Consider the following 24,297-nt stretch of genomic DNA (forward strand, 5'->3'; position numbering starts at 1 on the left):
TCGCCGCATCGGACCGGTTCGACGGGCGTCGCTACGACGCGCGACCGGCCGGTTCCCCCCTCCCATGCCCTACGAACGGAGTGGCATGCACACATTTCCGCAGTCCGGGTCACGCCGACGCCTACTCGTCGCGCTGCCCGCCATCGCCCTCGCGGCCGCGTCACTGACCGTGACCGGCAGCGCGGCCGCCCAGACGTCCGGCGGCGCCCGGGCCACCATCGGGGCGGACGACTACTACATCAACTACGCCGAGCCGGAGGTCCAGCCGGACACGCCGGGCAAGGAGGTCAAGGGCAAGGACGGGGTCTTCACGAGCCCGGTCGACGCGGCGCGGGCCTACGACCGCAAGTTCGCCGGCGGCAACCCGAAGGCCGCGCGGGAACTGGCCAAGATCGAGGCCAAGGCGATCAAGACGGGCAAGAGCCCCCGCCAGATCAAGCAGGCCAAGGGCACCCAGACCGCCAAGCTGCTCACCCTGCTGGTGGAGTTCAACGACAAGGCGAACGACGACTTCACCAACGTGTACGTGCCGAAGACGGTCTTCGAGGACCGGAGCTGTGTCCTCGGCACCGTGCAGAACGGCCCGAAGCACAACCAGATCCCGGACCCGGCCACCCTGCCGCACGAGGACAACAACTCGATGTGGGTGCCGGACTTCTCCCCGGCGCACTACGACAAGATGCTCTACACCAAGGAGGGCATCACCGAGCGGATCCGCAAGGACCTGACCGGGCCGGACGGCAAGCCGGGCGTCGACATCTCCGGGCGCACGATGCACAACATGTACCTGGAGATGTCCAAGGGTGCGTACACGGTGGACGGGCAGGCCAGCCCGTGGATCACCGTGCCGCACTCGGAGGGCTGGTACGCGGCCTCCCGCTGCTTCCAGGACGAGAACGGCAACTGGGTCGCCGGTCGTGAGCAGTCGATGAACGGCCACCCGGACAACCCGCAGGGCGCGGGCCGGCTGGCCACCGACGCGGTGGACGCGCTGGCCAAGATGGACCCGAACTTCCCGTGGGCCGACTACGACATCGAGGACCAGGGCGACGCCGACGGTGACGGCAACGTCAACGAGCCGGACGGCGTGATCGACCACCTGGTGCTGGTGCACGCCAACCAGGGCAAGTCCCGCGGCGGCGGCGACATCGGCGTCTACTCGGTCTGGGCGCACTCCTCGACCGTGGCCGGTGGCTACACCATCCCGGGCACGAACAAGAAGGTCGCGAACTACATCGTGCAGCCGGAGGACGCCGGCGTCGGCGTCTTCGCCCACGAGTTCGGTCACGACCTCGGCCTGCCGGACCTCTACGACACCTCCGGCAACGCCGACTCGGACGTCGACTTCTGGGACCTGATGGCCTCGGGCTCGCACAGCGGCGAGGTCTTCCAGGCGCTGCCCACCCACATGGGCCTCTGGGACAAGTGGGTGCTCGGCTGGGCCGACCCGCTGACCCTGAACCCGGGTGACGACCCGCGCTCGGTGCAGCTGGGCCAGACCTCGAACACCCCGGTCGGCACCAAGGACGGCATCAAGATCAACCTGCCGGACAAGGTGATCACCCTGGCGCAGCCGCACAGCGGCAGCAACATGTGGTATTCCGGGGCCGACCAGGACTGGGCCGACGTCAAGCTGAGCCGCACCGTGACCGTCCCGAACGCCGCCGACGCGAAGTTCTGGATGTGGAACAACTACGTCATCGAGGCGGACTGGGACTACGGCTTCCTGGAGGTCTCCACCAACGGCGGCGCCACCTGGTCCGAGCAGAAGGTCTACGACGCGACCGGCAAGCTCGTCACCACCAACGACGGGTACGCCGACCCGAACGGCCGCATGGTCGACTTCGGCAACAAGAAGTACGGCCTGACGGGCAGCACGGGCGGCTGGCGGCACGACTACGTCGACCTGTCCGCGTTCGCCGGGCAGACCATCCAGGTCCGCCTGCGGTACGCCACCGACGAGGCGTTCGTGGAGCGCGGCTGGTTCGCCGACGACTTCTCGGTGACCGGCGGCGGCGCCACCACCTGGAGCGACGACGTCGAGGGCGGCGCCAACGGCTGGACCCAGACCGGCGGCACCTTCACCGACACCACCGGCGCGGGCTGGCACGTCGACTCGGGCACCCAGGTCAAGTCGCACTACTACCTGGCCGAGTGGCGCAACTTCGACGGCTTCGACAAGGGCCTGAAGTACGCGTACGACACGGTCTACTCGCACGAGGCGTGGAAGGTCGACAAGCTCTCCTACAACGCCCCGGGCATGCTGGTCTGGTACCGGGACACCGAGCTGGGCGACGTCAACCACGTCACCGCGCAGATGACCGCGCTGCCCAGCTACGGGGCCAAGGGCGGGCTGCTGATCGTCGACTCGCACAACGACCCGCTGCGCCGGCAGGGCGAGGCGGCCGTCAAGGACCCGTCGGTGCTGGACAACCTGCCCAGCCGCCCGCAGTCGTCCAACGCGGCGTTCTCGCTGGGCTCCTCGTACCCCTTCAAGGAGTGCCTGGAGGCGGCGGACGAGCCGTACAGCGAGTACTGCACCAACTTCCCGGCCCAGGCCGCGGTGCCGACGTTCACCGACGCCAAGGGCTGGTACCCGGGCATCGAGATCCGGAACGGCTCCGCGTACGCCCGGGACAACGACGCCTCCGTCGTCGTCCCGTCGCGGGGCAACGCGAAGTACACCACCCGGGTGACCAACCCCGACGGCACGCCGGCTCCGGCGTACTACGGGGCCACCCTGGGCGGCGGGGCGATCGTGCTCGGCACCGGCAACCCCGGTGACGCGGGCGTCGCCTACGGCGTCTCGATCACCATCAAGCGGGCGGCCAAGGACAACTCGTACGCCACGGTGTACGTGACCCCGGCGACCCCGTGACCTGACACGCCGAGAGCGCGTCGGAACCACACGACGGGGCCCGTCTGGAGCACACTGCTCCGGGCGGGCCCCGCCTTTTCTTACATGCGGGCAGTTTTTCCTCGCGGTCGTGTGACATTTTCCAGGGCCGCTGCGCTCCCCTTTGGGGACCTCATAATCACTGTCACCTACAGTGATCGTGGCCGAAACGTAACGTGAATCTGCGGTGGCTCGCTGGGCGTTTTTGGCCCCATTTGCTCAGGAAAAAAAGCCGAATCATCGGGTGATTGACCGGTGACAACGATGCAAACACCTGTCATTGTGAGTGACGCATGACATGACAGCGATGGCTATGGCTGTCCCTGTCATGTAACACATCCACAAAGGAGGAGGACCTTTGAGGAGACGAGTCACAGCGGGCCTGGCCTCGGCCGCGGCCGCGCTGCTGGCAGCCGGTGTCGTCACGACGCCGGTGTCCGCCGCCCCGGCGGCGGAGCCCACCCCCGGCGTCGAGAAGGCGAAGCACGGCAAGGACAACCTCCCGGATCCGAAGGCGGACCAGCAGAGGGAGCTCAAGAAGCAGGCGATCTCCGACCTGCTGACGGGCAAGGCCAAGCTTCAGACGCGCAACGGCTCGAAGGTCATCCAGGTCAAGGACGACCTGTTCGTCGAGTACCAGCAGGCCCCGAAGGAAGACCCCATCTTCACGATGCTGGTCAACTTCGGTGACAAGACCGACCCGCGTGCCGGCGGCTCCGCCGGTCCCGTGGTCAACCAGATCCCGGAGCCGGACCGCAACTGGGACGGCAGCTCCACCGACGACAACAGCACCCTGTGGCGCCCGGACTTCCACCGCGAGCACTACATGGACATGTTCTACGGTGAGGGCGAGTCGTTCCGGGACTTCTACCTGAAGCAGTCCGGTGGTCGTTACACGGTCAAGGGCGACGTCAGCGACTGGATCACGGTGCCTTACAACGAGGCCCGTTACGGTCACAACGACGACCCGAACAACCCGAACGACAACATCTCCGAGGCCGAGGGCTACTGGAACTTCGTCCGGGACAGCGCCACGTCCTGGTACCAGGCCCAGGTCGCGGCCGGGAAGTCGTCCCAGGAGATCAAGGACTACCTGGCCCAGTTCGACGTCTGGGACCGGTACGACTTCGACGGCGACGGCAACTTCAACGAGCCCGACGGCTACATCGACCACTTCCAGGCGGTGCACGCCGGTGAGGGCGAGGAGGCCGGCGGCGGCGCCCAGGGCGAGGACGCCATCTGGTCGCACCGCTGGGCGGCGTTCACCAACCTCGAGGGCAAGGCCGGCCCGGCCGGCAACCTCGCGGGTGGTGTGCAGATCGGCGACACCGGGATGTGGATCCGTGACTACACCACGGAGCCGGAGAACGGTGGTCTGGGTGTCTTCGCCCACGAGTACGGTCACGACCTCGGCCTGCCGGACCTGTACGACACCGCCGGTGGCGACAACGGCGTCGGCTTCTGGAGCCTGATGTCCTCGGGTTCCTGGCTGAGCCACGGCACCGACGACATCGGTTCGACCCCGGGCTACATGGACCCGTGGTCGAAGCTCTTCCTCGGCTGGCTGAACCACTCGACCGTCGACTACGGCTCGGGCACCACCCAGGTGACCCTCGGCCCGGCGGGCGACAGCGACGGGCCGAAGGCCCAGGCGGTCGTGGTGAACCTGCCCGCGCAGACCCAGACCACGAACTACAACACGCCGTTCGGCGGGTCGTACGAGTGGTGGGGCGGCAGCGCGGACGACCTGAACGCCTCGCTGACCCGCACCCTGGACCTGACCGGCGCGACCTCCGCGTCGATCACCTCCAAGCTGCAGTACGACATCGAAGAGGACTACGACTACCTCTACGCGGAGGTGTCGACCGACGGTGGCGCCACCTGGGCCGACGTGAAGAACAACCTCGTCGACGCGGGTGACAGCGGCATCGACGGCTCCAGCAACGGCGCCTGGGTCGACTCGACCTACGACCTGTCGGCGTACGCCGGCAAGTCGGTGCTGTTCCGCTACCGGTACGCCACCGACGGCGGCGTGCACTTCGCCGGTCCGTTCCTGGACAACATCTCGCTGACCAAGAACGGCGCGGTCGCCTGGACCGACGACGCGGAGACCCTCGCCGCGGAGTGGACCGCCAAGGGCTGGACCCGGATGGGCGGCTCGGTGACCGACAGCTACCCCCGCTTCTACATCGCCGAGAACCGGACCTACTTCGGTTACGACGACACGCTGCGGACCGGTGGCTACAACTACGGGTTCAACAACAGCCGGCCGAACTGGGTGGAGCGGTTCTCCGTCCAGCCGGGCATGCTGGTCTGGTACGTGAACTACGCGTACGGCGACAACAACACGTCGGAGCACCCGGGCTACGGTTTGAACCTGCCGGTCGACGTCCGCCCGGGCAAGATCCAGGTCGGCGGCCAGGGCACCATCACCAACCGGCGCAACGGCTACGACGGCACCTTCAGCCTGTACGCCAAGCCGGCCCAGACCTTCCACCTGAACGGGGTGGGGGTCACGGTTCCGAAGCTGGACCCGAACCCGGTGTTCACCGACAACGGGGTCAACAAGTACTGGAACACCAACAACCCGTGGAACTCGGTGAAGGTCGCCGGCACCGGCACCAAGATCGAGATCCTCAAGCAGGGCACCACCCCGACCAGCGACATGGTCGTCAAGGTCACCAACTGATCGGGTAGCACCACACGGCAGGGGCCGTCGGCGGAGACGCCGGCGGCCCCTTTCGCGTACCCCGAAACGTTTCGCCCCAGCTCAATCGACCCGATCGACCGATCCTGATGTGACGGTGAGGAGCGTTCCCAACAAAAAGTTGCTACAAATCGACGCGTCTATCTTCCCACGTGTCACGGGAGTGTCTATCTTCACCAGTGGTTCCCAGTAACGGGACCTTCCACCGGCCCGTACCCCCGTTGGGCCGGTTCCCTCACACCGGAGGTACCACGTGCGCAAAGTCGCAGTGGGTCTGCTCGGGCTCTCGCTGACGGCGACAGGACTGGTGGCCGGCTCCGCCACCGCCAGCGCGGCACCGACCCCGAAGCTGCCGGCTGCCGCTCCGGCGGTCGCCGAGCCGCAGGCCCCCCACGATCTGCCGGACAAGCTGGAAGACAAGCGGCGGGCGCTCCGCCAGGAGGGCCTCAGCGAGGTCCTGTCCGGCCGGGCCAAGGCCCAGAAGATCAACGGCAGCACCGTCGTCAAGGTCGGCGAGACCGCCGGCGGCGCGGCGGCGTCGGCCGGCGCCCGTTCCGCCAAGGCGGGCAAGAAGGACCAGTACGTCGAGCTGGCCCGGGAGCGGACCGACAAGATCTTCGTGATCCTCGCCGAGTTCGGCGACGAGCGCGACCCGGCCTACCCGGACAAGGACATCAACCCGGACATCGCCGGCCCGACCCGGTTCGACGGTCCGCGGCACAACGAGATTCCGCAGCCCAACCGGGCCGTGGACAACTCCACCGTCTGGCAGGCCAACTACAGCGCCGACTACTTCCGGCAGCTGTACTTCGGCACCAAGCCGGGCGACGAGTCGCTCAAGCAGTACTACGAGGCCCAGTCGTCCGGCCGCTACACGGTGGACGGCGAGGTCACCGACTGGGTGAAGGTCAAGTACAACGCCGCTCGCTACGGCCGCTCGGACGACCCGATCGCCGACGATTCGGACGACCCGGCCAACGACCCGGCGGTCTGCGCGGACAACGTCTGCCCGAACACCTGGGACCTGATCCGCGACGCCGCCAACCAGTGGGTCGCCGACCAGAAGGCCAAGGGCCGCACCGACGCCCAGATCAAGGCCGACATGCAGTCGTTCGACCAGTGGGACCGGTTCGACTACGACGGCGACGGCAACTTCAACGAGCCGGACGGCTACATCGACCACTTCCAGATCGTCCACTCCGGCGGCGACCAGGCCGACGGTGACCCGCACCAGGGTGAGGACGCCATCTGGAGCCACCGGTGGGCGGCGTACAACACGTCCCGCGTCGGTCCGCCGAACTTCCCGATCGGCGGCACCCAGATCGGCAACACCGGCGTCTGGATCCGCGACTACACGATCCAGCCGGAGAACGGTGGCCGCAGCGTCTTCTACCACGAGTACGGCCACGACCTGGGCCTGCCGGACGACTACAACGTCATCAACGGTGGGGACAACAACAACGAGCACTGGACCCTGATGGCCCAGAGCCGGCTCAGCGGCAAGAACGACGCGGGCATCGGCGAGCGCGGCGGCGACCTCGGCGCGTGGAACAAGCTCCAGCTCGGCTGGCTCGACTACGAGGTGGTCAAGGCCGGGCAGAAGCGCGACCTGGACCTGGGCCCGCAGGAGTACAACTCCAAGAAGGCGCAGGCCGCGGTCGTGGTGCTGCCGCAGCGGGAGTACACCTTCCAGTACGGCGCTCCGTTCGAGGGCACCAAGCAGTACTTCTCCGGTAACGACGACGACCTGAACAACACCATGACCAGGACGCTCGACCTCACCGGGAAGACCTCGGCGGCGCTGTCCATGAAGGGCCGCTTCAACATCGAGACCGGCTACGACTACCTCTTCTTCGAGGCGTCGACGGACGGCGGCAAGACGTGGAACGCGCTGAACGGCACGGTCAACGGCAAGCCGATTCCGCCGGTGTCCAACACCGACCCGACGCCGGGCCTCACCGGCAGCAGCGCCGGCAAGTGGGTGGACATCAACATTCCGATGGACGCGCTGGCCGGCAAGGTCGCGCAGTTCCGGTTCCACTACGTCACCGACGGTGGCGTGGCGTCGGGCGGCTTCTTCGGTGACGCCATCACGGTGACCGCCGACGGCCAGACCCTGCTGAGCGACGGCGCCGAGACGGGTGCCGGAGACTGGGCGCTCGCCGGCTGGAGCATCACCGGCGAGAGCTACACCCGGCTCTTCGACAACTACTACATCGCCGGCAACCGGTCGTACGTCTCGTACGACAAGTACCTGAAGACCGGTCCGTACTTCTTCGGCTACGCGAACACCCGCCCGGACTGGGTGGACCACTACGCGTACCAGGAGGGTCTGCTGATCTCGTACTGGAACCTCCGGTACGCGGACAACGACACCTTCGAGCACCCGGGTGAGGGTCGCAACCTGATCATCGACGCGCACCCACGGCCGATCTACAACCTGACCGGCGCCCCGTGGCGGGCCCGCGTCCAGGTCTACGACGCGCCGTTCAGCCTCAAGAAGGCGGACTCGTTCACGCTGCACATCAACAGCCAGCCGCAGTACATCCGTGGCCAGGCCGCGCAGCCGCTGTTCGACGACACCAAGCAGTACTGGTACCCGGAGCTGCCGAACCACGGCGTCAAGCTCCCGGCCGCCGGCGTCAAGATCAAGGTTCTGCAGCAGAACGGCACCTCCATGAAGGTCCGCTTCTCCTGAGCCGCTGATCACCGCTACACCCCGCGATGCCCGGGCAGGTCACCTGCCCGGGCATCGCCCTTTCCGGCGGCCGGAGCGGCGGATCCGTCCGGCGATGTCCCGGAGAATCCCCTGATCCTGCGCACCTGCGGGGCCGCCGCCGCGCCACCGGCCCTAGGCTGTGCCCCATGACCGACCAGCGTGGCGGACCCGTCGACGAGTCCTGCGTGCTCCCCGAGGGGCCGTGGACGCACCGGTTCGTCGGCGCGAACGGCAGCCGCTTCCACGTCGTCGAGGCCGGCACCGGCCCCATGGTGCTCTTCCTGCACGGGTTCCCCGAATACTGGTACGCCTGGCGCGAGATGCTGCCGGCCGTGGCCGACGCCGGCTTCCGCGCGGTCGCCGTCGACCTGCGGGGTTACGGCGCGAGCGACAAGCCACCCCGGGGGTACGACGGCTACACCCTCGCCGCCGACGTGGCCGGGCTGATCCGCGCCCTCGGCGAGCGGTCGGCCACCCTGGTCGGCAGCGGCGCCGGCGGCCTCATCGCCTGGACCGCCGCCTCGTTCCACCCCACCCTGGTCCGGCGGCTGGTGGTGCTCGGCGCGCCGCACCCGCTGCGGCTGCGGGCCGCCATCTTCGCCGACCCGCGCGGCCAGTTCACCGCGTCCACCCCCACCCTGAAGTTCCAGCTCCCCCGCTACGAGCACGTGCTGACCCGCGACGACGCGGCCGAGGTGGAGGCCATGCTGCGCCGCTGGGGCGGGCCGCGCTGGGTGAACGGCCCCGACTTCGAGGCGTACGCCCGGTGCTGCCGGGTGGCCATGCAGATCCCGCAGGCGGCGTTCTGCGCCATGGAGGGCTACCGCTGGGCGTTCCGGTCGGTGCTGCGGCTGCACGGCTACCGGTTCGTCCGGCTGATGCAGAAGCCGCTGGTCACCCCGACCCTCCAGCTGCACGGCGCGCTGGACCGGGCCTCCCTGCCGCGCACCGCCCAGGGCTCCGGCCGCTACGTCACCGCACCCTACGAGTGGCGGCTGCTCGACGGAGTGGGCCACTTCCCGCACGTGGAGGCCCGGGACCTGGTGCTCGGCGAGATCCTGCGCTGGACGAAGTCCTGACTCAGACCCGCTGCTCGCGCAGGTCGGTCACCTCGTTCGCGGGCGCCCAGCCCTGGTAGACGCCGAAGTCGAACGCCTCCAGCCCCATCTTCTGGGCCACCGGCCAGCGGCCACCCGTGTACTCCACCCGCAGCCAGCCGTCGTGCTCGGCCAGCACGATGAACGGCTGCCCCTGCCAGGTGCAGGTGGTCCGCACGTACACCAGATCCTCGACCTCGGCGACCGGCACCACCCGGACGTGCCGGCCCGGGCGTACCTCGGTGAAGCCCTCGCCCGGTTCCGGCTGGTACAGGCGGACGTCGGCGCCGTCGGGGCTGGCCTGGTACTCCCGGCCCCGCCAGCGCGCCACGTAGCCGTCGCGGGTCACGCGTCACCCGCCCTGACCCACCGGAGCGTGTCGGCGTCCAGCACCGCGACCACCCGCTCGCTGCGGTCCGCGCCCACGCGCCACAGCTCGGCGCCGTGCGGCAGCCGGGCGCTGTCCACCTTGAACTCGGCGACCACGTCGCTGCTCTCCCCCGGCGCGAAGCCGTTGCCGCGGAACGGGGGCCGCTCGATCACCCAGCCCTCCATCGCCCGCATCGCGGCCTCGTTCTGCCCGCCGTACGGGATGCGGTACAGGCTCGGCCGGTAGGCCGGCCAGCGGAGCAGGTAGATCTCGTCGGCGTCGCGGGCGAACGGGGAGCCGGGGTGGCCGAGACCGAGCGCCTCGTAGAGTTCGGCCGGGGTGCGGAGGTGCGCCAGCTCGCCGGCGCGGTGCACGAAGCCGGAGACCCGGTCGTAGCCCCGCTCCAGGTAGTAGGCGAGCTGGCTCGGCGCGATCGCCTTCTGCATGGTCACCGGGCGGGTCGGATCCACCGGTGGTGCGGCGGGCCGGGGTTCCGCCGCCGGCTCGGGCGCCGTGGCCGGCGGCTCGCTCTCGGGGTCGTCGCCCAACCCCACCTCGGCGGCCCAGTTGGCGAGCGCGAGGACCTGCTCCCCCGGGTACGTCGCGCCGACCGGTGTGCCCGGGTTCACGGCGAACGACCAGCTCGCGTCCGGCCAGCGCCGGATGAGCTGGACGAACTTGACCCGTACCGTCTCGACCGGACCGGCGGCGCGGTCCGCCAGGCGCTCCGGCGAGGTGTGGACGACCACGTAGGTCCCGCCGTCGATCTGCTCCGTACGCCAGACGAAGCCGGCGTCCCCGGGGCGGCTGCCCGGTGCGGATTCGGGGGCGACCGGCAGCAGCACGCGGGCCAGCAGCAGGGTGGTGAGGAAGCTGTCCGTGCTGCCGCTGCCGGCCGCCGTCAGCAGGTCCTCCTCCACCTCGTTCGCCGGCACGAAGTCGGCCGCCGTGGTGCTGGCGGTGACGTCCCCTGGAGATGGGACGCCCGCCGGCGGAGTCTCCGTCGGCGCGGGCCCGGCCGCGGAGGTCGGCGCGAACACCGACGTGGTCGGTTCGTCGCCGGTAACGGGCGCGGTGGGCTCGGTCGGCGCGAACACCGACGTGGTCGGCTCGTCCACTGCGGCAGCCGGTGCGCTGGGCTCGGCCGGCGGGAACACCTGCGCAGGCGGCGCGAACCGCGGCTCGCTCGGCTCGAACAGAGTGGTGGCCGGCTCGGCCGGCGGGAACGGTGTGGTGGTCGGTTCGGGCGCCGGGGAGACCGGCTCGAACAGCGGCGTGGTCGGCTCGGGCGCCGAGGAAGGCGGCGCGAACAGCGACGTGGTCGAGTCTGCCGAGGCGTTCCGCTTTGACGAGGGCGGCACCAGCGGGGTGGTCGGCGGCTCCGGCAGCGGTGCCGTCGGCTCCTCCGCCGGCACGCCGGTGTCCGCCCCGGACCCGGCCGGGGTGTATGGCGGCGGCCGCAGGTCGTCCGCCCGTCCCGTGGCCACCCGCGCGGACGGGCCGAACAGCGGCACGGTGGTCTCGCCGGACGCTCCGACGCGCCGTTCCCCAGGGCCGGAGGGCTCGGCGGCGGCCCGGTCGGGAGCGGGCGAGGCGGGCGGATCGACCGTCAGCGACAGCGTGGGATCGGTGGGTCCGGCCCAGGGCACGGAGGTGTCACCCTCGGCCGCCGCCGTCGCCATCGCGGACGCGGCGGCGGGCACCGCGGGCACCACGTACGGCTCGGGCGGCTCGGTCAGGTCGCGGGACTCGATGACGGTGCCCTCGATGACGATCGGGGTGAAGCCCCGACGCGGCGCGGGCGGGCCGGAAACCGGCTCGGCGATCGACGGCGGAAGCTCCTCGGCCTCGGCGGGGTCACCCGGGCCGGGGATCGGCTGGGTCCGCTCGTCCGAGCCCGGGTCGTCGGCGTCGCCGGGGTGCCGGCGCGGCAGGGCCTGGGTGGTCTCCGCGGGCGGGGCGGCGGGCCGGAACGGGCGGGCCGGTTCCGCGGGCCGGCTCGCCGGGGCCGGTCCGGCGGAGTCCATCCGGAACGCCTGCGTCGGGTCCTCCGGCACCGGCTCGTTGAGCGGCCTGCGGCGCGGGAACGGCTGGCCGCCACCACCGGCGAACCGGGAGGGTGGCACGGCCCGGTCCCCGCTGCGGCGCGGCGGGTCCAGCGGCGAGGACCGCCGTGGCGCGTGGCCCGAGGTGGGCTCGAAGAAGGACCGGGCGGGTGGCGGCGCCGGCTCGGCCGTCCGGCCGTTGGCGGGGGCGGAGCGGCCGGCGCCGGCGAACGGATCCTGCTCGTCTGGACGCCGGCGCAGGTCGGTGAGCCAGCCGGCGAGATTGTCCGCGCCGGCATCGGTACCGGGCGGGTCCGCGGGCCGCGCATCGTCGGGATCACGGCGGCCGAGCGGGCGGCCCGGCCGACCGCTCGCCGGCTCGGGGCGGAGGGCCGGCGGCGGGGTCGACGAGCCGGAACGGAGGACCGACGGGTCGGGGCGAAGGGGCGACGGATCAGGGCGGATGGTCGACGGGTCGGGGACGGTGGCCCGGGTGCTCGGGGCGGGAACGGTCGGGATCGGGACGGTCGACGGCTCGCCGTCGGCGGGCCCGCGGCCGTTCCGGAGCGGCGGCAGCGGGCCGGGCGGCACCCGTCCTCCGGGCACCGGGACGTCCCGGCCGGGTGCCGAGGGGGCACCCCGGGCGGCCCGTGCGGCACTCTCCACCCGCTCCAGCCGGGCCCGGGCGCCCATGGTCCGGCCGGGCAGCCGGACATCACCCCGGGCGAGCTGCGCGACGAACCAGGCCGGCAGATAGCCCTCGATCGGCAGCCCGGGGTCGACCGCCAGCCACCACTCGTGGTTGGGCCAGTTCGCGGCCAGCTCGGCATAGGGGACGCGGCGGGTGCTGCCCGCGTTCTCCCCCAGGCAGGCGCGCAGCGCGGTGGCGGAGGTGAACGCCAGCACGTGGGTGCGGCCGCCGGTGGTCCAGGTGCCCCAGCCCGCCGGGCTCTGCCCACCGGGCGTCTCGGTGGACACCGGAAGGAGCAGCTCGACGCGGGTCAGGATGCGGAAGTAGAGCTGCTGGTCCTGCGCGCGCAACGCGTCGTGCAGCGCCACCTCGGCCTCGGTGGCCGGCTTCCATCCGGTCACGGCCACCTCTCCTTCCGCGAACAGGCCACAGGCATCGCCTACAACCTACAAGGTGGTAACAAGATCACAAATGCCTGGATGTCGCCGGTCGGCCGGGGCGCCGGGGAGGCGCTAACATCCCGTTCCGGAGTCGACACGATACGGAGGGCGTCGATGTCCCGGCCCACCGCGCGCCCGGCCCTGGCCGTCCTGGTGACCCTCCTCGTCGCCGGGTTGCCGGCCGCACCGGCCTCGGCCCGCGGGCCCTCGGGCTGCGCCACGCCACCCGCACCGGCCCGATCCGTCGCGGACCAGCCGTGGCCCCAGCAACGGTACGCGCCGGACCGGCTCGCCCCGCTCGCCACCGGCGCCGGGGTGGTGGTCGCGGTGGTCGACTCCGGGGTGGACCGGTCCCACCCGCAGCTCGCCGGCCGGGTCCTCGACGGCGCCGACTTCCTCGATCCCGGCGGCGACGGTACCCGCGACTGCGCCGGGCACGGCACGGGTGTGGCGAGCCTCGTCGCCGCCGCGCCCCGGCCGGGCGTGGCCTTCCGCGGCCTCGCCCCGAACGCCCGGATCCTGCCCGTACGCGTCAGCGAACAGCAGGTGGTCGACGGGCGGGAGTCGGGGCGCACGGTCGAGGCCGCCGACTTCGCCCGGGCCATCCGCTGGGCGGTGGACCACGACGCCGACGTGGTGAACCTCTCCGTCGTCCTGTACGCGGACAACCCGGCCGTACGCGCCGCGGTCGCCTACGCGGTCCGACGGGACGTGGTGGTGGTGGCCGCCGCCGGCAACCTGCACGACAGCGGGGACCCCCGGCCGTACCCGGCGGCGTACGACGGGGTGCTCGGGGTGGGTGCGATCGGGGCGGACGGCACCCGGGCCGCCTTCTCCCAGACCGGCCCGTACGTCGACCTGGTCGCCCCGGGCGCGGACGTGCTGATGGCGGCGCCCCGCCGGGGGCACCGCCGTGCGGAGGGGACCAGCTACGCGGCGCCCTTCGTGGCCGGCACCGCCGCGCTGCTGCGGCAGTATCACCCCGAGTTGGGCGCGGCCGAGATCGCCCGGCGGATCGTGGCCGGCGCCGACCCCGCCCCCGGACGGGGCGACGGCTACGGCGCCGGGGTGCTCAACCCGTATCGCGCGGTGACCGAGTCGCCGGCCGTCGCCGCTCGGCCCCGGGCCGCTGCCGCGCTGCCGGTGGACCGGCCGGACGAGGCGGAGCTGGCCCGGCGGGCCCGGCGCACGTCGGCCCGGGACCGGGCGCTGCTGGTGGCCGGCGCGGCCGGGGCCGCCGCCGTGGTGGCGGTGCTGCTCGCCGTGGTGCTGCCGCGAGGGGCGCGTCGTCGCTGGCACCCGGCCGACCCGGCCTGACCCGGCCGGAACCGCATACGCGGCGGCGGGCGGCACGGGGCGGGAGCGCCCGTGCCGCCCGCCGGCGACTACTGGAACAGGTTGACGTTGCGCTTCTCGGTGTCGAGGTAGTCGGCCGCGGAGTCCTCCACGGCCAGCTTGATGTCGCGCAGCATGGTCTGGAGGTCCTGCGAGGCGGCCCGCCAGCGGGCCTGCCGCTGCTCGTACGCCTCGCGCGCCTCGCCGGACCAGCTCGCCACGAGCGGGGCCGCGTCGCGTTCGAGCTGCCCGAGCTGGCTCTCGAGGGTGGTCAGCGCCCTCTGGATGTCGGCGCCGGCCTGGTGCAGGGCGGCGAAGTTGACGACCAGCACACCATGGTCCATCGATCGGTCCTTCCCGTGCGTCAGAGGGGCAGCTGGATGCCGCGGTTGGTGCCCGCCACGCGACCGGCGGCCTCGGTGTCGGACACGTCGTACTGCCGGCCGGCGGTGCGGATCGCCGTGGCGGTCTCGCGCAGCGCCCGCTGCAGCGCCGCCTGGTCCTGCGCCCACTGCTGCTTGACCTGCTCGAAGGAGCGCCCACCGGCACCCCGCCAGGCCTGCTGCAGGACCTCCAGCTCGGCCATCAGGCCGCTGAGCATGGTCTGCAACGACTGGTCGACCTGCTCGAACTTCGCGGCGGTCTGCTTCATCACCGCGGCTTCTGCCTGAGTCTGGGACACCCCGGACGTCACCTCGTCTCCTCGGTCGTGGCTGGCCGCCGCAGCGGCCACCGTGGACTCGCCGGAGCGCGCCACCGGAAAGGGGGGAAGGGGACGGCGGCCGCGCTCGACGGAACTCGTCGCTGACGGTAGCCGCCCGACTCCGGTTCTGCTACCCCTCGGGCTCCCCTGTGGACAGCGAAGTTCTACGATGAGCCACGGCGGCGTCACCCGGCGAACAGACGGAGGAGGTGCGGTGAGCGCGACCACCACCGTCCGGCCACCCGCCGCCGACCCACCCCAGGGGATGCGGCGGCCGGCCCCGCCGGTCCGGGCCGGGCAGGTGGTGACCGCTCAGGTGGCGGTGGCCGCGCTGGTGGCGGCCGTGGGCCGGGGCGTCCTGGTGACCGCGGCCGCCCTGCTCCTCGCGGCGGTGCTGCTGCCCGCCGCCTGGATCCGGCTGCGGGGTCGATGGCTCTTCGAATGGCTCGCTGTCGGCGCGGCGTACCTGACCCGGCGCCGGACCCTCCCCGCCACCTCCGGGCCGGCGGCGCTGCTGGAACTGGCGCGCCCCGGCGCCGCCGTGCACGCGGCGGAGCTGGCCGGTGGCCCGGCGGCGGTGCTGGAGGACGCCGCCGGGATGACGGCGCTGCTGGAGCTCGGCGACCCGGACGACCTGCTCGGCGACGGCCCACGGGAGCTTCCGCCGCCACTCGCCCTGCTGCCCCCGGCCGGGCCGGAGGGCCCGCCGGTCCGGATCCAGCTGCTGTTCTCCGCGTCGCCCGCGCCGGTCCCCGCCGCCGGGGCGGGCGCGGCCGGCACGTCGTACCGGCAGCTCACCGACGGGCGGCTGGCGGGCCGGTCGCGTGTGGTGCTGGCCGTCCGGGCCCTCCGGGCCGACGGCTGGTCGGACGACGAGCTGCGCCGGAGCGTGTCCGGCACCGTCCGGCGGATCGTCCGCCGGATCGCCCCGCTCACCGGCCGGCCCCTCGGCGGTCCGGCGGCGCTGCGCGTGGTGGCCGAGCTGGCCCACCACGACGCCGGGGCGCCCGTCCGGGAGAGCTGGCCGGCGGTGACCGTGGGCGGGCTGCCGCAGGCCACCTGGCGGCTGCGCCGCTGGCCGGATCCGCGCACCGGCACCGCGCGGCGGCTCGTGCCCCGGCTGCTGGCGCTGCCGGCCACCGCCACCACCGTCTCGCTCTGCGTGGGTCCGCGTGCCGGCGCGGACTCCGCGCCCACGCCGGCCGAGCTGACCGTACGCCTGGCCGCCCACACCACCGCGGAGCTGGCGGTGGCCGAGCGGGCGCTGCGCCGGCTCGCCGGGGATCTCGGTGCCGACCTGCGCCGACTGGACGGCGAGCACCTGATCGGGCTGGCGGCCACCCTGCCGCTCGCGGTGGCCCGGCCGGACGCCCCCACGGTCGGGCCCGAGCTGGCCACCCTGGAGTTCGCCGTCGACGAGTCCGGGCTGATGGTGGGCGCCAACCGGCACGGCGGCGCGGTGACCGTACGCCTGTTCCGCCCCGCGCCGACCCGGCTGCTGCTGGTGGGTGGGGTGCACGCCGCCCAGCTGCTGACCCTGCGGGCGCTGGCGCTCGGCGCGCGGGTGGCCGTGCAGACGACGCGGCCCCGGGTCTGGGAGCCGTTCGTCCGCGGCGTCGGCGCGCCGGGCGGCGCGGTGCCGCTGGTCCCGCCGGGGCGGCCGGTCGGCGGCGCGCCCGGCACCCCGCTGCGCCCCCTGCTGCTGGTGGTCGACGCCGGCCCGGTGCCGCCGGAGGTCGGCCCGGCGGCGGCTTGGCAGTCCGTTCTCGTGGTCCGCGACGAGCTGACCCGCGCCGACACGGCCGCGCTGGCCCGCGCCGACCTCGCGATCCTGCAACCGCTCGACCCTGGCGAGGCGGCGCTGGCCGGCGCGGCGCTCGGCCTGGGCGCCTCGGCGGAGTGGCTGACCCGGATCCGGGACGACATGGTGGCCGTGGTGAACCGTCGGGCGCTGCGCTGGGCGTTGCTCGCACGGACGCCGATCGAGTCGCAACTGGTCGGTCGCCCGGCCCGCCACTGAGCCGGCACGGGTTCCGCGAGTCGGCGTTAGGTGGCACGATCCCGGCCATGGATTTTCTGAAGGGTGTCCTGATCCGGCTGGGCACAACGGCCGTGGCGTTCTGGTTGGCCACGCTGCTCATCCCGGGCATCACGCTGGACTCGGACTCGACCACCGAGACGGTCACCACGCTGGTGCTCGTCGCGGTGATCTTCGGGGTGGTCAACGCGGTGCTCCAGCCGATCATCAAGACCGTCGGCTGCGGTTTCTACCTGCTCACCCTCGGCCTGATCGCGCTGGTGGTCAACGGCCTGCTCTTCCTGCTCACCAGCTGGATCGCGGGTGAGGCGGGGCTGCCGTTCCACGTGGACGGCTTCTGGCCGGCCGCGGTCCTGGGCGCGCTCTTCGTCGGCATCGTCACCTGGATCCTGGGCGCCATCCTCGACCGCGACTGAGCTCGCGCCGCCCGCCGATTCCCGCCCGCCGGCCAGGCCAGTGGGCGGGAATTGGCTGGCGAGGCCCGGTGCGGCCGCAACTAGGGTCGGAGGGGTGTTCACCCTGACCCGCCCCGACGGCTACCTGCTCACCACCGATCCGGACCGGCTCGACCTGGACCGGGTGCACCACTGGCTCGCCACCGACGCGTACTGGGCGCTCGGGCGGGACCGGGACACGGTGGGGCGGGCGTTCGCCGGCTCGATCGGCTTCGGCGTCTACCGGCCCGGGGACGGGCGGCAGGTGGCGGTGGCCCGGGTGGTCACCGACCGGGCGACCTTCGCCTGGCTCTGCGACGTCTACGTCGACCGCCCGGAGCGCGGCCGGGGGCTGGGCACCTGGCTGGCCGGCGCGGCCCGCGACCACCTGGCCGAGTGGGGCGTACGCCGGATCGTGCTGGCCACGAACGACGCGCACGGGGTCTACGCGAAGGTCGGCTTCACCCCGGTCGAGCCGGACCGCTGGATGCAGTACGACCAGCGGGTGACCCAGCTCACCGGAAAGGAGCAAAGCGCGGGTTCACCACTTACGGTGGAGGCGTGAACCAGACCCGTCTCGGCTACCTCTACGGCTTCGGCGCCTACCTGATCTGGGGTTTCTTCCCGATCTACCTGAAGCTGCTCCGACCGGCCGGCCCCGTGGAGATCCTCGCGCACCGGATCGTCTGGTCGGTGGTCTTCGTGGCGCTGCTGCTGGCCGCCATGCGCAACATCGGCTTCCTGCGGGCGCTGGCCCGGCGGCCCCGGGCGCTGGCCGCCATCGCGGCCGCCGCCGCGCTCATCGCGGTCAACTGGGGCACCTACATCTACGGGGTGAACTCCGACCGGGTGGTGGAGACCGCCCTCGGCTACTTCATCAACCCCCTGGTCGTGGTGCTCATCGGGGTCTTCGTGCTCCGCGAGCGGCTGCGCTCGGCGCAGTGGGCGGCGCTCGGCGTGGGTGGCCTCGCGGTGGCGGTGCTGACCGTCGACTACGGCCGGCTGCCCTGGCTGGCCCTCACGCTGGCCTTCAGCTTCGCCGGGTACGGGCTGGTCAAGAAGCGGCTCGGGTTGCCCGCCGCCGAGGGGCTCTTCGTCGAGTCGGCGGTGCTGGCCCTGCCCGCGCTGGCCTACCTCGGCTGGTTGGGCCGGCAGGGCGAGGCGACCTTCGGGCACGGCTCGGCCGGGCACACCGCACTGCTGGTGCTGGCCGGAGCGGCCACCGCGATCCCGCTGCTGCTCTTCGCCGGGGCGGCCAACCGGCTGCCGCTGACCGGGCTGGGCATGTTGCAGTACCTGGCGCCGATCCTCCAGCTCGGCTGCGGTGTGCTGGTCTTCCACGAGCCCATGCCGCCGGCCCGGCTGGCCGGGTTCGCCCTGGTCTGGGTCGCTCTCGTGGTGTTCACCGTGGACGCCGTCCGCCACACCCGCCGGACCCGCGCCCAGGCGCGGGCCGCCGCCCCGGTGCCGGCCGCAGCCCGCTGACCGCGCCTCAGCGGGCGTCGTAGGCGAGCACCGGGGTGCCGTCGGCGCGGACCAGTTCGAGGCGCACCAGCTCGCCGTGGGTGAAGTGCGTGGCGCCCACGACGCGGACGTTGTCGCCGGGGGCCGCCAGCCACGTGCCGACCTGCTCCGTCGCGCCGTCCGGGCCGTGTGCCACCAGCCGGAAGGTGTACGCCTCGCGGTGACCCGCGCGCTGGTCGTACCCGCAGCGCATGGTGACCTCGGTGCCCCACCTCTTGTCGGTGAGGCCGACCTCGGCGTGCAGCGGCACCGCGCCGGCGACCGGCCGCATGGCCGTCATGGTCAGCGGAGCCGCGGTGGCCGTCGCCGTGGCCGTGGCCGTCGCCGTCGGCGGAGCGGTGGCCGGCGGGCGGACCAGGGACACCCCGGCGCCGGCCAGCACGGCGAGCACGGCCGCGGCGAGCACGGTCAGCGCGTACCGGCGCCGGGACCGGGACCGCTCGCGGCGCCGGCGGTCCCGCGCGGCGTCGAGCAGCGCGGGCACCCGGGAGGTCTCCGTGGCGGAGGGCAGGAACTGCTCCAGCCCGGCCGGGTCGAGCCGGCCCAGCAGGCCGGGCAGCACGGCGATCTCGGCCACCGCCTCCCGGCAGGACGCGCAGCCGGCCAGGTGCCGCTCGTAGGCGGCGCGGTCGGCGGGAGCGAGAGCACCCAGGACGTACGCGCCGTCGTCGTGCTCGAACTCGCAGCGTGTCATCCGGTCACCCCCATCTCGACCAGCACCAACCGTAGTGAGCGCAGCGCGTAGTGGGTCCGCGACTTCACCGTGCCCGGCGGCACCCCGAGCCGCGCGGCCGCCTCCGCCACCGACCGCCCCTGATAGAAGCACTCGACCAGCACCTCCCGGTGGGTCGGGCTGAGCCGGTTCAGCGCTTCGGCCACGGTCCACGCCTCCACCGCGCGCTCCGTCTCGTCGACCGTCTCGGCAGGTTCGGGCAGTTCGTCGGTGTAGATCTCGCCGACCCGGGTGGACCGCCGGCGCCAGGCGTCGATGGCCAGGTTGCGGGCGGTCGTGAAGAGCCAGGCGCGGACCGAGCCGCGGCGCGGGTCCAGCGACTCGGGGTGCCGCCAGGCCCGGAGCAGCGTCTCCTGCACCAGGTCCTCGGCGCGCGAACGGTCACCGTTGACGAGCCGGAGGGCGTGCGCGAAGAGCGCGTCGGCATGCTCGTCGTGCAGCGCGCGCAGCAGTTGGGCGTCGTGGTCGCTGATGGCGGTACCTCGCTTCCGGCGGCGGGGAGACCGGCGATGCGTTCGCCCCTTGATACGTGCCGTGACGCCGAATGGTTCAGCCGCAGGTCACGCCGCAGCTGTTCACACCCGGTTCATGTTCCCGCCGGTACCCGCTCACCGCACCCTGGCAGCGTGCGCCCCGTACGCGCGTCCGGCCGATCCGGGCGCGCCACCGACGTCCGATCAGGAGGCTCCACCCCATGAGCGACCGTCCTCGGCTGCTCCCGCTGCTGGGCGCCACCCGCCACGGCGCCCGGGACGCCATGACCTGCCTGTACCGGTGCGGCAACGCCTGCGACCACCCGGTGCCGAACCGTTCCGACAACCCGTACTTCGGCGACCTGGTCGACGCCGAGGTCTCCCGGCGCGGCGTGGTCCGGGCCGGCGCCGCCGGCGCCCTGGTCCTCGGCTTCGGGGGCGCCGTGGCCGGTGCCCTGGCCGGTGCGGCCCCGGCCGCCGCCGCTCCCGCCGCCCCGGCCGTCCCCGGCGCGGGCGAGGCCGCCGCGCCGGCTGGCGGCGTGGGCAGCGGCGCGCTGACCTTCAAGCCGATCCCGCCGAACAAGCTCGACACCCTCGTCGTGCCGAACGGGTACGACCACGCCGTGGTGATCAAGTGGGGTGACCCGGTGGTGCCGGGCGCGCCCGCGTTCGACGTGCACGACCAGACCGCCGCCGCCCAGGCGAAGCAGTTCGGCTACAACAACGACTTCGTCGGGGTGCTGCCGATCGACCGCAGGCGCGCGCTGCTGGTGGTCAACCACGAGTACACCAACGAGGACCTCATGTTCCCCGGCTTCACCAGCCAGGAGGCCCTCACGGTGGAGCAGCTGCGGGTGGCGATGGCCGCCCACGGCATGTCCGTCGTGGAGCTGGAGCGGGTCGACGCCACCGGCCAGTGGCGGCCGGTACGCAGCGGCCGCCGGCAGTACAACCGCCGGGTCACGGCGCTGGCCACCAGGTTCGAGCTGACCGGCCCGGCCGCCGGCTCGGCCTGGCTGCGCACCGCCGCCGACCCGAAGGGTCGTACGGTGATCGGCACGTTGAACAACTGCTCCGGCGGCGTGACCCCGTGGGGCACCGTGCTCTCCGGCGAGGAGAACTTCAACCAGTACTTCGTCGGCGGCGACGGCGCGCCCGAGGAGCTGAAGCCGAAGCTGCTCCGCTACGGCATCCCGACCGACGTGCGGTACCCGAGCGGCAGCCGCAAGTGGGAGCGCGCCGACGAGCGCTTCGACCTGGCCAAGCACCCGAACGAGGCGCACCGCTACGGCTGGGTCGTCGAGATCGACCCGTTCGACCCGGAGAGCCGCCCCCGCAAGCACACCGCGCTGGGCCGGGTGAAGCACGAGGGCGCGAACGTCATCGTGGCCGGGAGCGGGCACGTGGTCGCGTACATGGGCGACGACGAGCGCTTCGACTACCTCTACAAGTTCGTCTCGGACAAGAAGTTCATGCCGGGCAACTCGTGGGTGGCCCGCAAGCACAACCTGACCCTGCTGGAGTCCGGCACGCTCTACGTGGCCGCCCTGGAGGGCAACAGCGCCGCCGAGATCGACGGCACCGGCAAGCTCCCCGCCGACGGGGCGTTCGACGGCCGGGGCCGCTGGATCAAGCTGGTCAGCGGCAATCGCTCGTACGTCGACGGGATGACCGCCGCGGACGTGCTGACCTTCACCCGCCTCGCCGGGGACAAGGTCGGTGCGACCAAGATGGACCGCCCCGAGGACGTCGAGCCGAGCCAGCTCACCGGCAAGGTGTACGTGGCGCTGACCAACAACACCGACCGGGGCAGGGCCGGCAAGGCGGCGGCCGACGAGGCGAACCCGCGCAACCTCAACAAGCACGGGCAGATCCTGGAGCTGGTCGAGGACCGCGGCGACAACACGGCCGAGAGCTTCGTCTGGTCGCTGCCGATCGTATGCGGCGACCCGACCGACCCGTCGACCCACTTCGCCGGGTACGACAAGACCAGGGTCTCCCCGATCTCCTGCCCGGACAACGTCGCCTTCGACGCCACCGGCAACCTCTGGATCTCGACCGACGGCAACGCGCTGGGCAGCAACGACGGCCTCTTCGCCACCGCCGTCGAGGGCCCCGAGCGGGGTCACCTGAAGCAGTTCCTCACCGTGCCGCTCGGCGCGGAGACCTGCGGCCCGTTCATCACGAAGGACAACCGCTCGGTCTTCGTGGCCGTGCAGCACCCGGGGGAGATCACCGGCGCCTCGGTGGAGAACCCGGCCTCGACCTGGCCGGACGGCGACTTCGCCAAGCCGGGCGTGGTCGTGACCTGGCGCCTCGACGGCCGCCCGGTCGGCAGCTGACGTTCCCCCTGGCGGTCCGGCGCTGGACCGCCGGCGAAGGGCCCCTTCCCCCGCCGGGGAGGGGCCCTTCGCGTATCCGCTGCCGGGTCAGGCGGCGCGGCCGGCCTTGAGGGAGGCCGCCGTGTCGGCGACGCGGCGGGCCTGGTGGCGGGCCGCCTCGAGGGCCACCTCACCGGGCGGGCCGTCACCGGCCACGTGGGAGGTGCCGTAGGGGTTGCCCGACCGGAACTGGACGGGGTCGGTGTAGCCGGGCGGCACGATGATGCCACCCCAGTGGTAGAAGGTGTTGCCGAGTGCCAGGAGGGTGGACTCCTGCCCGCCGTGTGCCGTGTTGGAGGCGGTGAAGGCCGAGTACACCTTGTCCGCCAGCTTGCCCTGGAACCACAGCGGGCCCGTGGTGTCGATGAAGGCCCGGAGCTGGCTGGCCGGGTTGCCGTAGCGGGTGGGGGTGCCGAACAGCACGGCGTCGGCCCACTCCAGGTCGTCGTGGCCGGCCTCGGCGACCTCGGCGGTGTCCCGGAGGTGCCGCTCCCACTCCGGCCTGGCGCTGACCGCCTCCGGCGGAGCCGTTTCGGCGACCTTGCGCAGTCGCACGGTGGCGCCGGCCTTCTCCGCGCCCTCGGCGGCGGCCTGTGCCAGGGTGTGGACGGTGCCGGTGGCGCTGTAGTAGATGATCGCGACGTGCACGGGTTCCATGATCGGTTTCCTTCCGAGCGGGTCTGCCCGGTACGACGGAACCGCCCGGCGGATTGTGAGGTGACCCGCCGACCTCACAGTTCGGGGCGGCAGCCCGTCGTAAGGGATGTGGCAGCGCGTCCGAGGGAGCCGGTGACACCATGACCAACCCGTCCGATCCGGGCCTGAGCGTGATCGTGAGCGAGCGGCGCCGACTGACGAACCTCGCGTACCGGCTGCTCGGCTCCCTGGCCGACGCCGAGGATGTCGTGCAGGAGACCTGCGCCCGCTGGTATGCCATGTCCCCACCGCAGCGGGAGGCCGTCGACTCCCCCGGCGCCTGGCTGACGACTGTGGCCAGCCGGATCTGCCTCGACCAGCTGGGCTCGGCACGGGTCCGCCGCGAGCGTTACGTGGGCGAGTGGATCCCGGAGCCGCTGCCCGACCGTACGGAGTGGATCAGCGGGCGGCCGGGCGCCGTCGACCCGGCCGACCGGGTCACGCTCGACGAGTCGGTCGACATGGCCTTCCTCGTCGTGCTCGAGGCGATGACCCCGGCCGAACGCGTCGCGTTCATCCTGCACGACGTCTTCCGCTACCCCTTCCCCGAAGTGGCCGAGATCGTCGGCCGGACCCCGGCGGCCTGCCGCCAGCTCGCCACCTCGGCCCGGCGGCGCATCCGCGCCGCACGCCCCGACCCGGTCTCCGCGGCCCGCCGCGCCGGCCTCGTGCGAGCCTTCAAGCAGGCCTGGGAGGCCAGGGACGTCGACGCCCTCATCGGCCTGCTGGCCCCCGACGCCACGGCGACCGGCGACGGCGGCGGCCTCGTCACGGCCGCGCTCCACCCGGTCGAGGGCGCCGAGCACGTCGCGCGCTTCTTCGCCGACCGGCCCGCCGCCGCGCCCGGCCTGGCGCTCGTGGAGCGCACGGTCAACGGCCAGCCGGGTCTGGTGGCGCAACGGGACGGCGTCACCGTGTCGGTGATGGCGTTCCACGTCACCGGCAACCGGATCGACCACATCTGGGCGGTGCTCAACCCCGAGAAGCTGCACCCGTGGACGGCGGGCTGACGGCG

General features: G+C 72.6%; 18 protein-coding genes. 11 read left to right on the top strand and 7 right to left on the bottom strand.

The genetic code is table 11. The annotated features are described in order from the left end of the window. Positions 1 to 85 precede the first annotated feature (85 nt). From GA0070214_RS08900 to GA0070214_RS08915, 4 genes are all read left to right on the top strand, one after another. The gene (locus tag GA0070214_RS08900) at positions 86 to 2,878 is read left to right on the top strand and encodes an immune inhibitor A domain-containing protein (protein ID WP_091261187.1); all 2,793 of its coding nucleotides are present in this window, start codon (positions 86 to 88) and stop codon (positions 2,876 to 2,878) included. 376 nt (positions 2,879 to 3,254) lie between these two features. Continuing rightward, positions 3,255 to 5,585 (top strand): immune inhibitor A domain-containing protein, encoded by a 2,331-nt coding sequence (locus GA0070214_RS08905; protein ID WP_091261188.1) that lies wholly within the window; start codon positions 3,255 to 3,257, stop codon positions 5,583 to 5,585. A 286-nt stretch (positions 5,586 to 5,871) separates the two neighbouring features. Continuing rightward, a complete protein-coding gene (locus tag GA0070214_RS08910; protein WP_091261189.1) occupies positions 5,872 to 8,301 on the top strand; it encodes an immune inhibitor A domain-containing protein in 2,430 nt (809 codons plus the stop codon). A gap of 167 nt (positions 8,302 to 8,468) precedes the next feature. Beyond that, positions 8,469 to 9,401 (top strand): alpha/beta fold hydrolase, encoded by a 933-nt coding sequence (locus tag GA0070214_RS08915; protein ID WP_091261191.1) that lies wholly within the window; start codon positions 8,469 to 8,471, stop codon positions 9,399 to 9,401. Between the two features lies 1 nt (position 9,402). Here GA0070214_RS08915 and GA0070214_RS08920 read toward each other — a convergent pair whose 3' ends face one another. Together GA0070214_RS08920 and GA0070214_RS32325 are read right to left on the bottom strand one after the other, a co-directional pair. Next, positions 9,403 to 9,768: a hypothetical protein gene (locus GA0070214_RS08920; RefSeq protein ID WP_091261193.1), complete on the bottom strand. Its 366-nt coding sequence runs from the start codon at positions 9,766 to 9,768 to the stop codon at positions 9,403 to 9,405. Beyond that, positions 9,765 to 12,926, bottom strand: a complete 3,162-nt coding sequence (locus GA0070214_RS32325) for an SseB family protein (RefSeq protein WP_244167602.1) — start codon at positions 12,924 to 12,926, stop codon at positions 9,765 to 9,767. Before GA0070214_RS32325 ends, GA0070214_RS08920 begins: the two co-directional genes overlap by 4 nt. 153 nt (positions 12,927 to 13,079) lie before the next feature. Here GA0070214_RS32325 and mycP point away from each other — a divergent pair, with 153 nt between their 5' ends. Beyond that, positions 13,080 to 14,282 carry a type VII secretion-associated serine protease mycosin gene (mycP, locus tag GA0070214_RS08935; RefSeq protein WP_091261194.1) on the top strand — a complete coding sequence of 401 codons (1,203 nt, stop codon included), beginning with the start codon at positions 13,080 to 13,082 and terminating at the stop codon, positions 14,280 to 14,282. A 68-nt stretch (positions 14,283 to 14,350) separates the two neighbouring features. Here mycP and GA0070214_RS08940 read toward each other — a convergent pair whose 3' ends face one another. Both GA0070214_RS08940 and GA0070214_RS08945 read right to left on the bottom strand, forming a co-directional pair. After that, positions 14,351 to 14,644 carry a WXG100 family type VII secretion target gene (locus tag GA0070214_RS08940; protein WP_091261196.1) on the bottom strand — a complete coding sequence of 98 codons (294 nt, stop codon included), beginning with the start codon at positions 14,642 to 14,644 and terminating at the stop codon, positions 14,351 to 14,353. A gap of 20 nt (positions 14,645 to 14,664) precedes the next feature. Beyond that, entirely contained in the window at positions 14,665 to 14,982 is a 318-nt protein-coding gene (locus tag GA0070214_RS08945) for a WXG100 family type VII secretion target (RefSeq protein ID WP_091261506.1), read from the bottom strand. A 286-nt stretch (positions 14,983 to 15,268) separates the two neighbouring features. On the opposite strand from GA0070214_RS08945, the gene eccE reads away from it, so the two are divergent. The 4 genes from eccE (at position 15,269) to rarD (ending at position 18,960) form a co-directional block, all read left to right on the top strand. Next, complete coding sequence (eccE, locus tag GA0070214_RS08950; protein ID WP_425255628.1) at positions 15,269 to 17,023, top strand: type VII secretion protein EccE; 1,755 nt, start codon at positions 15,269 to 15,271, stop codon at positions 17,021 to 17,023. A gap of 47 nt (positions 17,024 to 17,070) precedes the next feature. After that, entirely contained in the window at positions 17,071 to 17,457 is a 387-nt protein-coding gene (locus GA0070214_RS08955; protein WP_091261200.1) for a phage holin family protein, read from the top strand. Positions 17,458 to 17,551: 94 nt separating this feature from the next. Then, positions 17,552 to 18,040: a GNAT family N-acetyltransferase gene (locus GA0070214_RS08960; RefSeq protein WP_091261202.1), complete on the top strand. Its 489-nt coding sequence runs from the start codon at positions 17,552 to 17,554 to the stop codon at positions 18,038 to 18,040. Continuing rightward, positions 18,037 to 18,960 (top strand): EamA family transporter RarD, encoded by a 924-nt coding sequence (rarD, locus tag GA0070214_RS08965; protein WP_091261204.1) that lies wholly within the window; start codon positions 18,037 to 18,039, stop codon positions 18,958 to 18,960. The genes GA0070214_RS08960 and rarD overlap by 4 nt, the downstream gene beginning before the upstream one ends. Before the next feature lie 7 nt (positions 18,961 to 18,967). Here the strand turns inward: rarD and GA0070214_RS08970 are convergent, their stop codons facing one another. Both GA0070214_RS08970 and GA0070214_RS08975 read right to left on the bottom strand, forming a co-directional pair. Continuing rightward, complete coding sequence (locus GA0070214_RS08970; protein WP_091261206.1) at positions 18,968 to 19,693, bottom strand: anti-sigma factor family protein; 726 nt, start codon at positions 19,691 to 19,693, stop codon at positions 18,968 to 18,970. After that, positions 19,690 to 20,205 (bottom strand): sigma-70 family RNA polymerase sigma factor, encoded by a 516-nt coding sequence (locus tag GA0070214_RS08975; protein WP_208602699.1) that lies wholly within the window; start codon positions 20,203 to 20,205, stop codon positions 19,690 to 19,692. Before GA0070214_RS08975 ends, GA0070214_RS08970 begins: the two co-directional genes overlap by 4 nt. Positions 20,206 to 20,426: 221 nt before the next feature. Between GA0070214_RS08975 and GA0070214_RS08980 the strand changes: the two genes are divergently transcribed. Then, complete coding sequence (locus GA0070214_RS08980; protein ID WP_091261210.1) at positions 20,427 to 22,547, top strand: PhoX family protein; 2,121 nt, start codon at positions 20,427 to 20,429, stop codon at positions 22,545 to 22,547. Between the two features lie 87 nt (positions 22,548 to 22,634). Here GA0070214_RS08980 and wrbA read toward each other — a convergent pair whose 3' ends face one another. Then, positions 22,635 to 23,246, bottom strand: a complete 612-nt coding sequence (gene wrbA / locus GA0070214_RS08985; protein ID WP_377462985.1) for an NAD(P)H:quinone oxidoreductase — start codon at positions 23,244 to 23,246, stop codon at positions 22,635 to 22,637. A 137-nt stretch (positions 23,247 to 23,383) separates the two neighbouring features. On the opposite strand from wrbA, the gene sigJ reads away from it, so the two are divergent. Continuing rightward, entirely contained in the window at positions 23,384 to 24,292 is a 909-nt protein-coding gene (gene sigJ, locus GA0070214_RS08990; RefSeq protein ID WP_091261214.1) for an RNA polymerase sigma factor SigJ, read from the top strand. Positions 24,293 to 24,297: the final 5 nt, after the last annotated feature.

Origin of the sequence: Micromonospora chaiyaphumensis (genome assembly GCF_900091435.1) — a bacterium.
GTDB classification, from domain to species: domain Bacteria; phylum Actinomycetota; class Actinomycetes; order Mycobacteriales; family Micromonosporaceae; genus Micromonospora; species Micromonospora chaiyaphumensis.

What these genes read in the sequence shown, in the direction of transcription:
- GA0070214_RS08900 (WP_091261187.1), top strand. Translation starts at nt 86, where the DNA reads ATGCACACATTTCCGCAGTCCGGGTCACGCCGACGCCTACTCGTCGCG.
- GA0070214_RS08915 (WP_091261191.1), top strand. Translation starts at nt 8,469, where the DNA reads ATGACCGACCAGCGTGGCGGACCCGTCGACGAGTCCTGCGTGCTCCCC.
- mycP (WP_091261194.1), top strand. Translation starts at nt 13,080, where the DNA reads ATGTCCCGGCCCACCGCGCGCCCGGCCCTGGCCGTCCTGGTGACCCTC.
- GA0070214_RS08940 (WP_091261196.1), bottom strand. Translation starts at nt 14,644, where the DNA reads ATGGACCATGGTGTGCTGGTCGTCAACTTCGCCGCCCTGCACCAGGCC.
- eccE (WP_425255628.1), top strand. Translation starts at nt 15,269, where the DNA reads ATGCGGCGGCCGGCCCCGCCGGTCCGGGCCGGGCAGGTGGTGACCGCT.
- GA0070214_RS08955 (WP_091261200.1), top strand. Translation starts at nt 17,071, where the DNA reads ATGGATTTTCTGAAGGGTGTCCTGATCCGGCTGGGCACAACGGCCGTG.
- GA0070214_RS08970 (WP_091261206.1), bottom strand. Translation starts at nt 19,693, where the DNA reads ATGACACGCTGCGAGTTCGAGCACGACGACGGCGCGTACGTCCTGGGT.
- GA0070214_RS08980 (WP_091261210.1), top strand. Translation starts at nt 20,427, where the DNA reads ATGAGCGACCGTCCTCGGCTGCTCCCGCTGCTGGGCGCCACCCGCCAC.
- sigJ (WP_091261214.1), top strand. Translation starts at nt 23,384, where the DNA reads ATGACCAACCCGTCCGATCCGGGCCTGAGCGTGATCGTGAGCGAGCGG.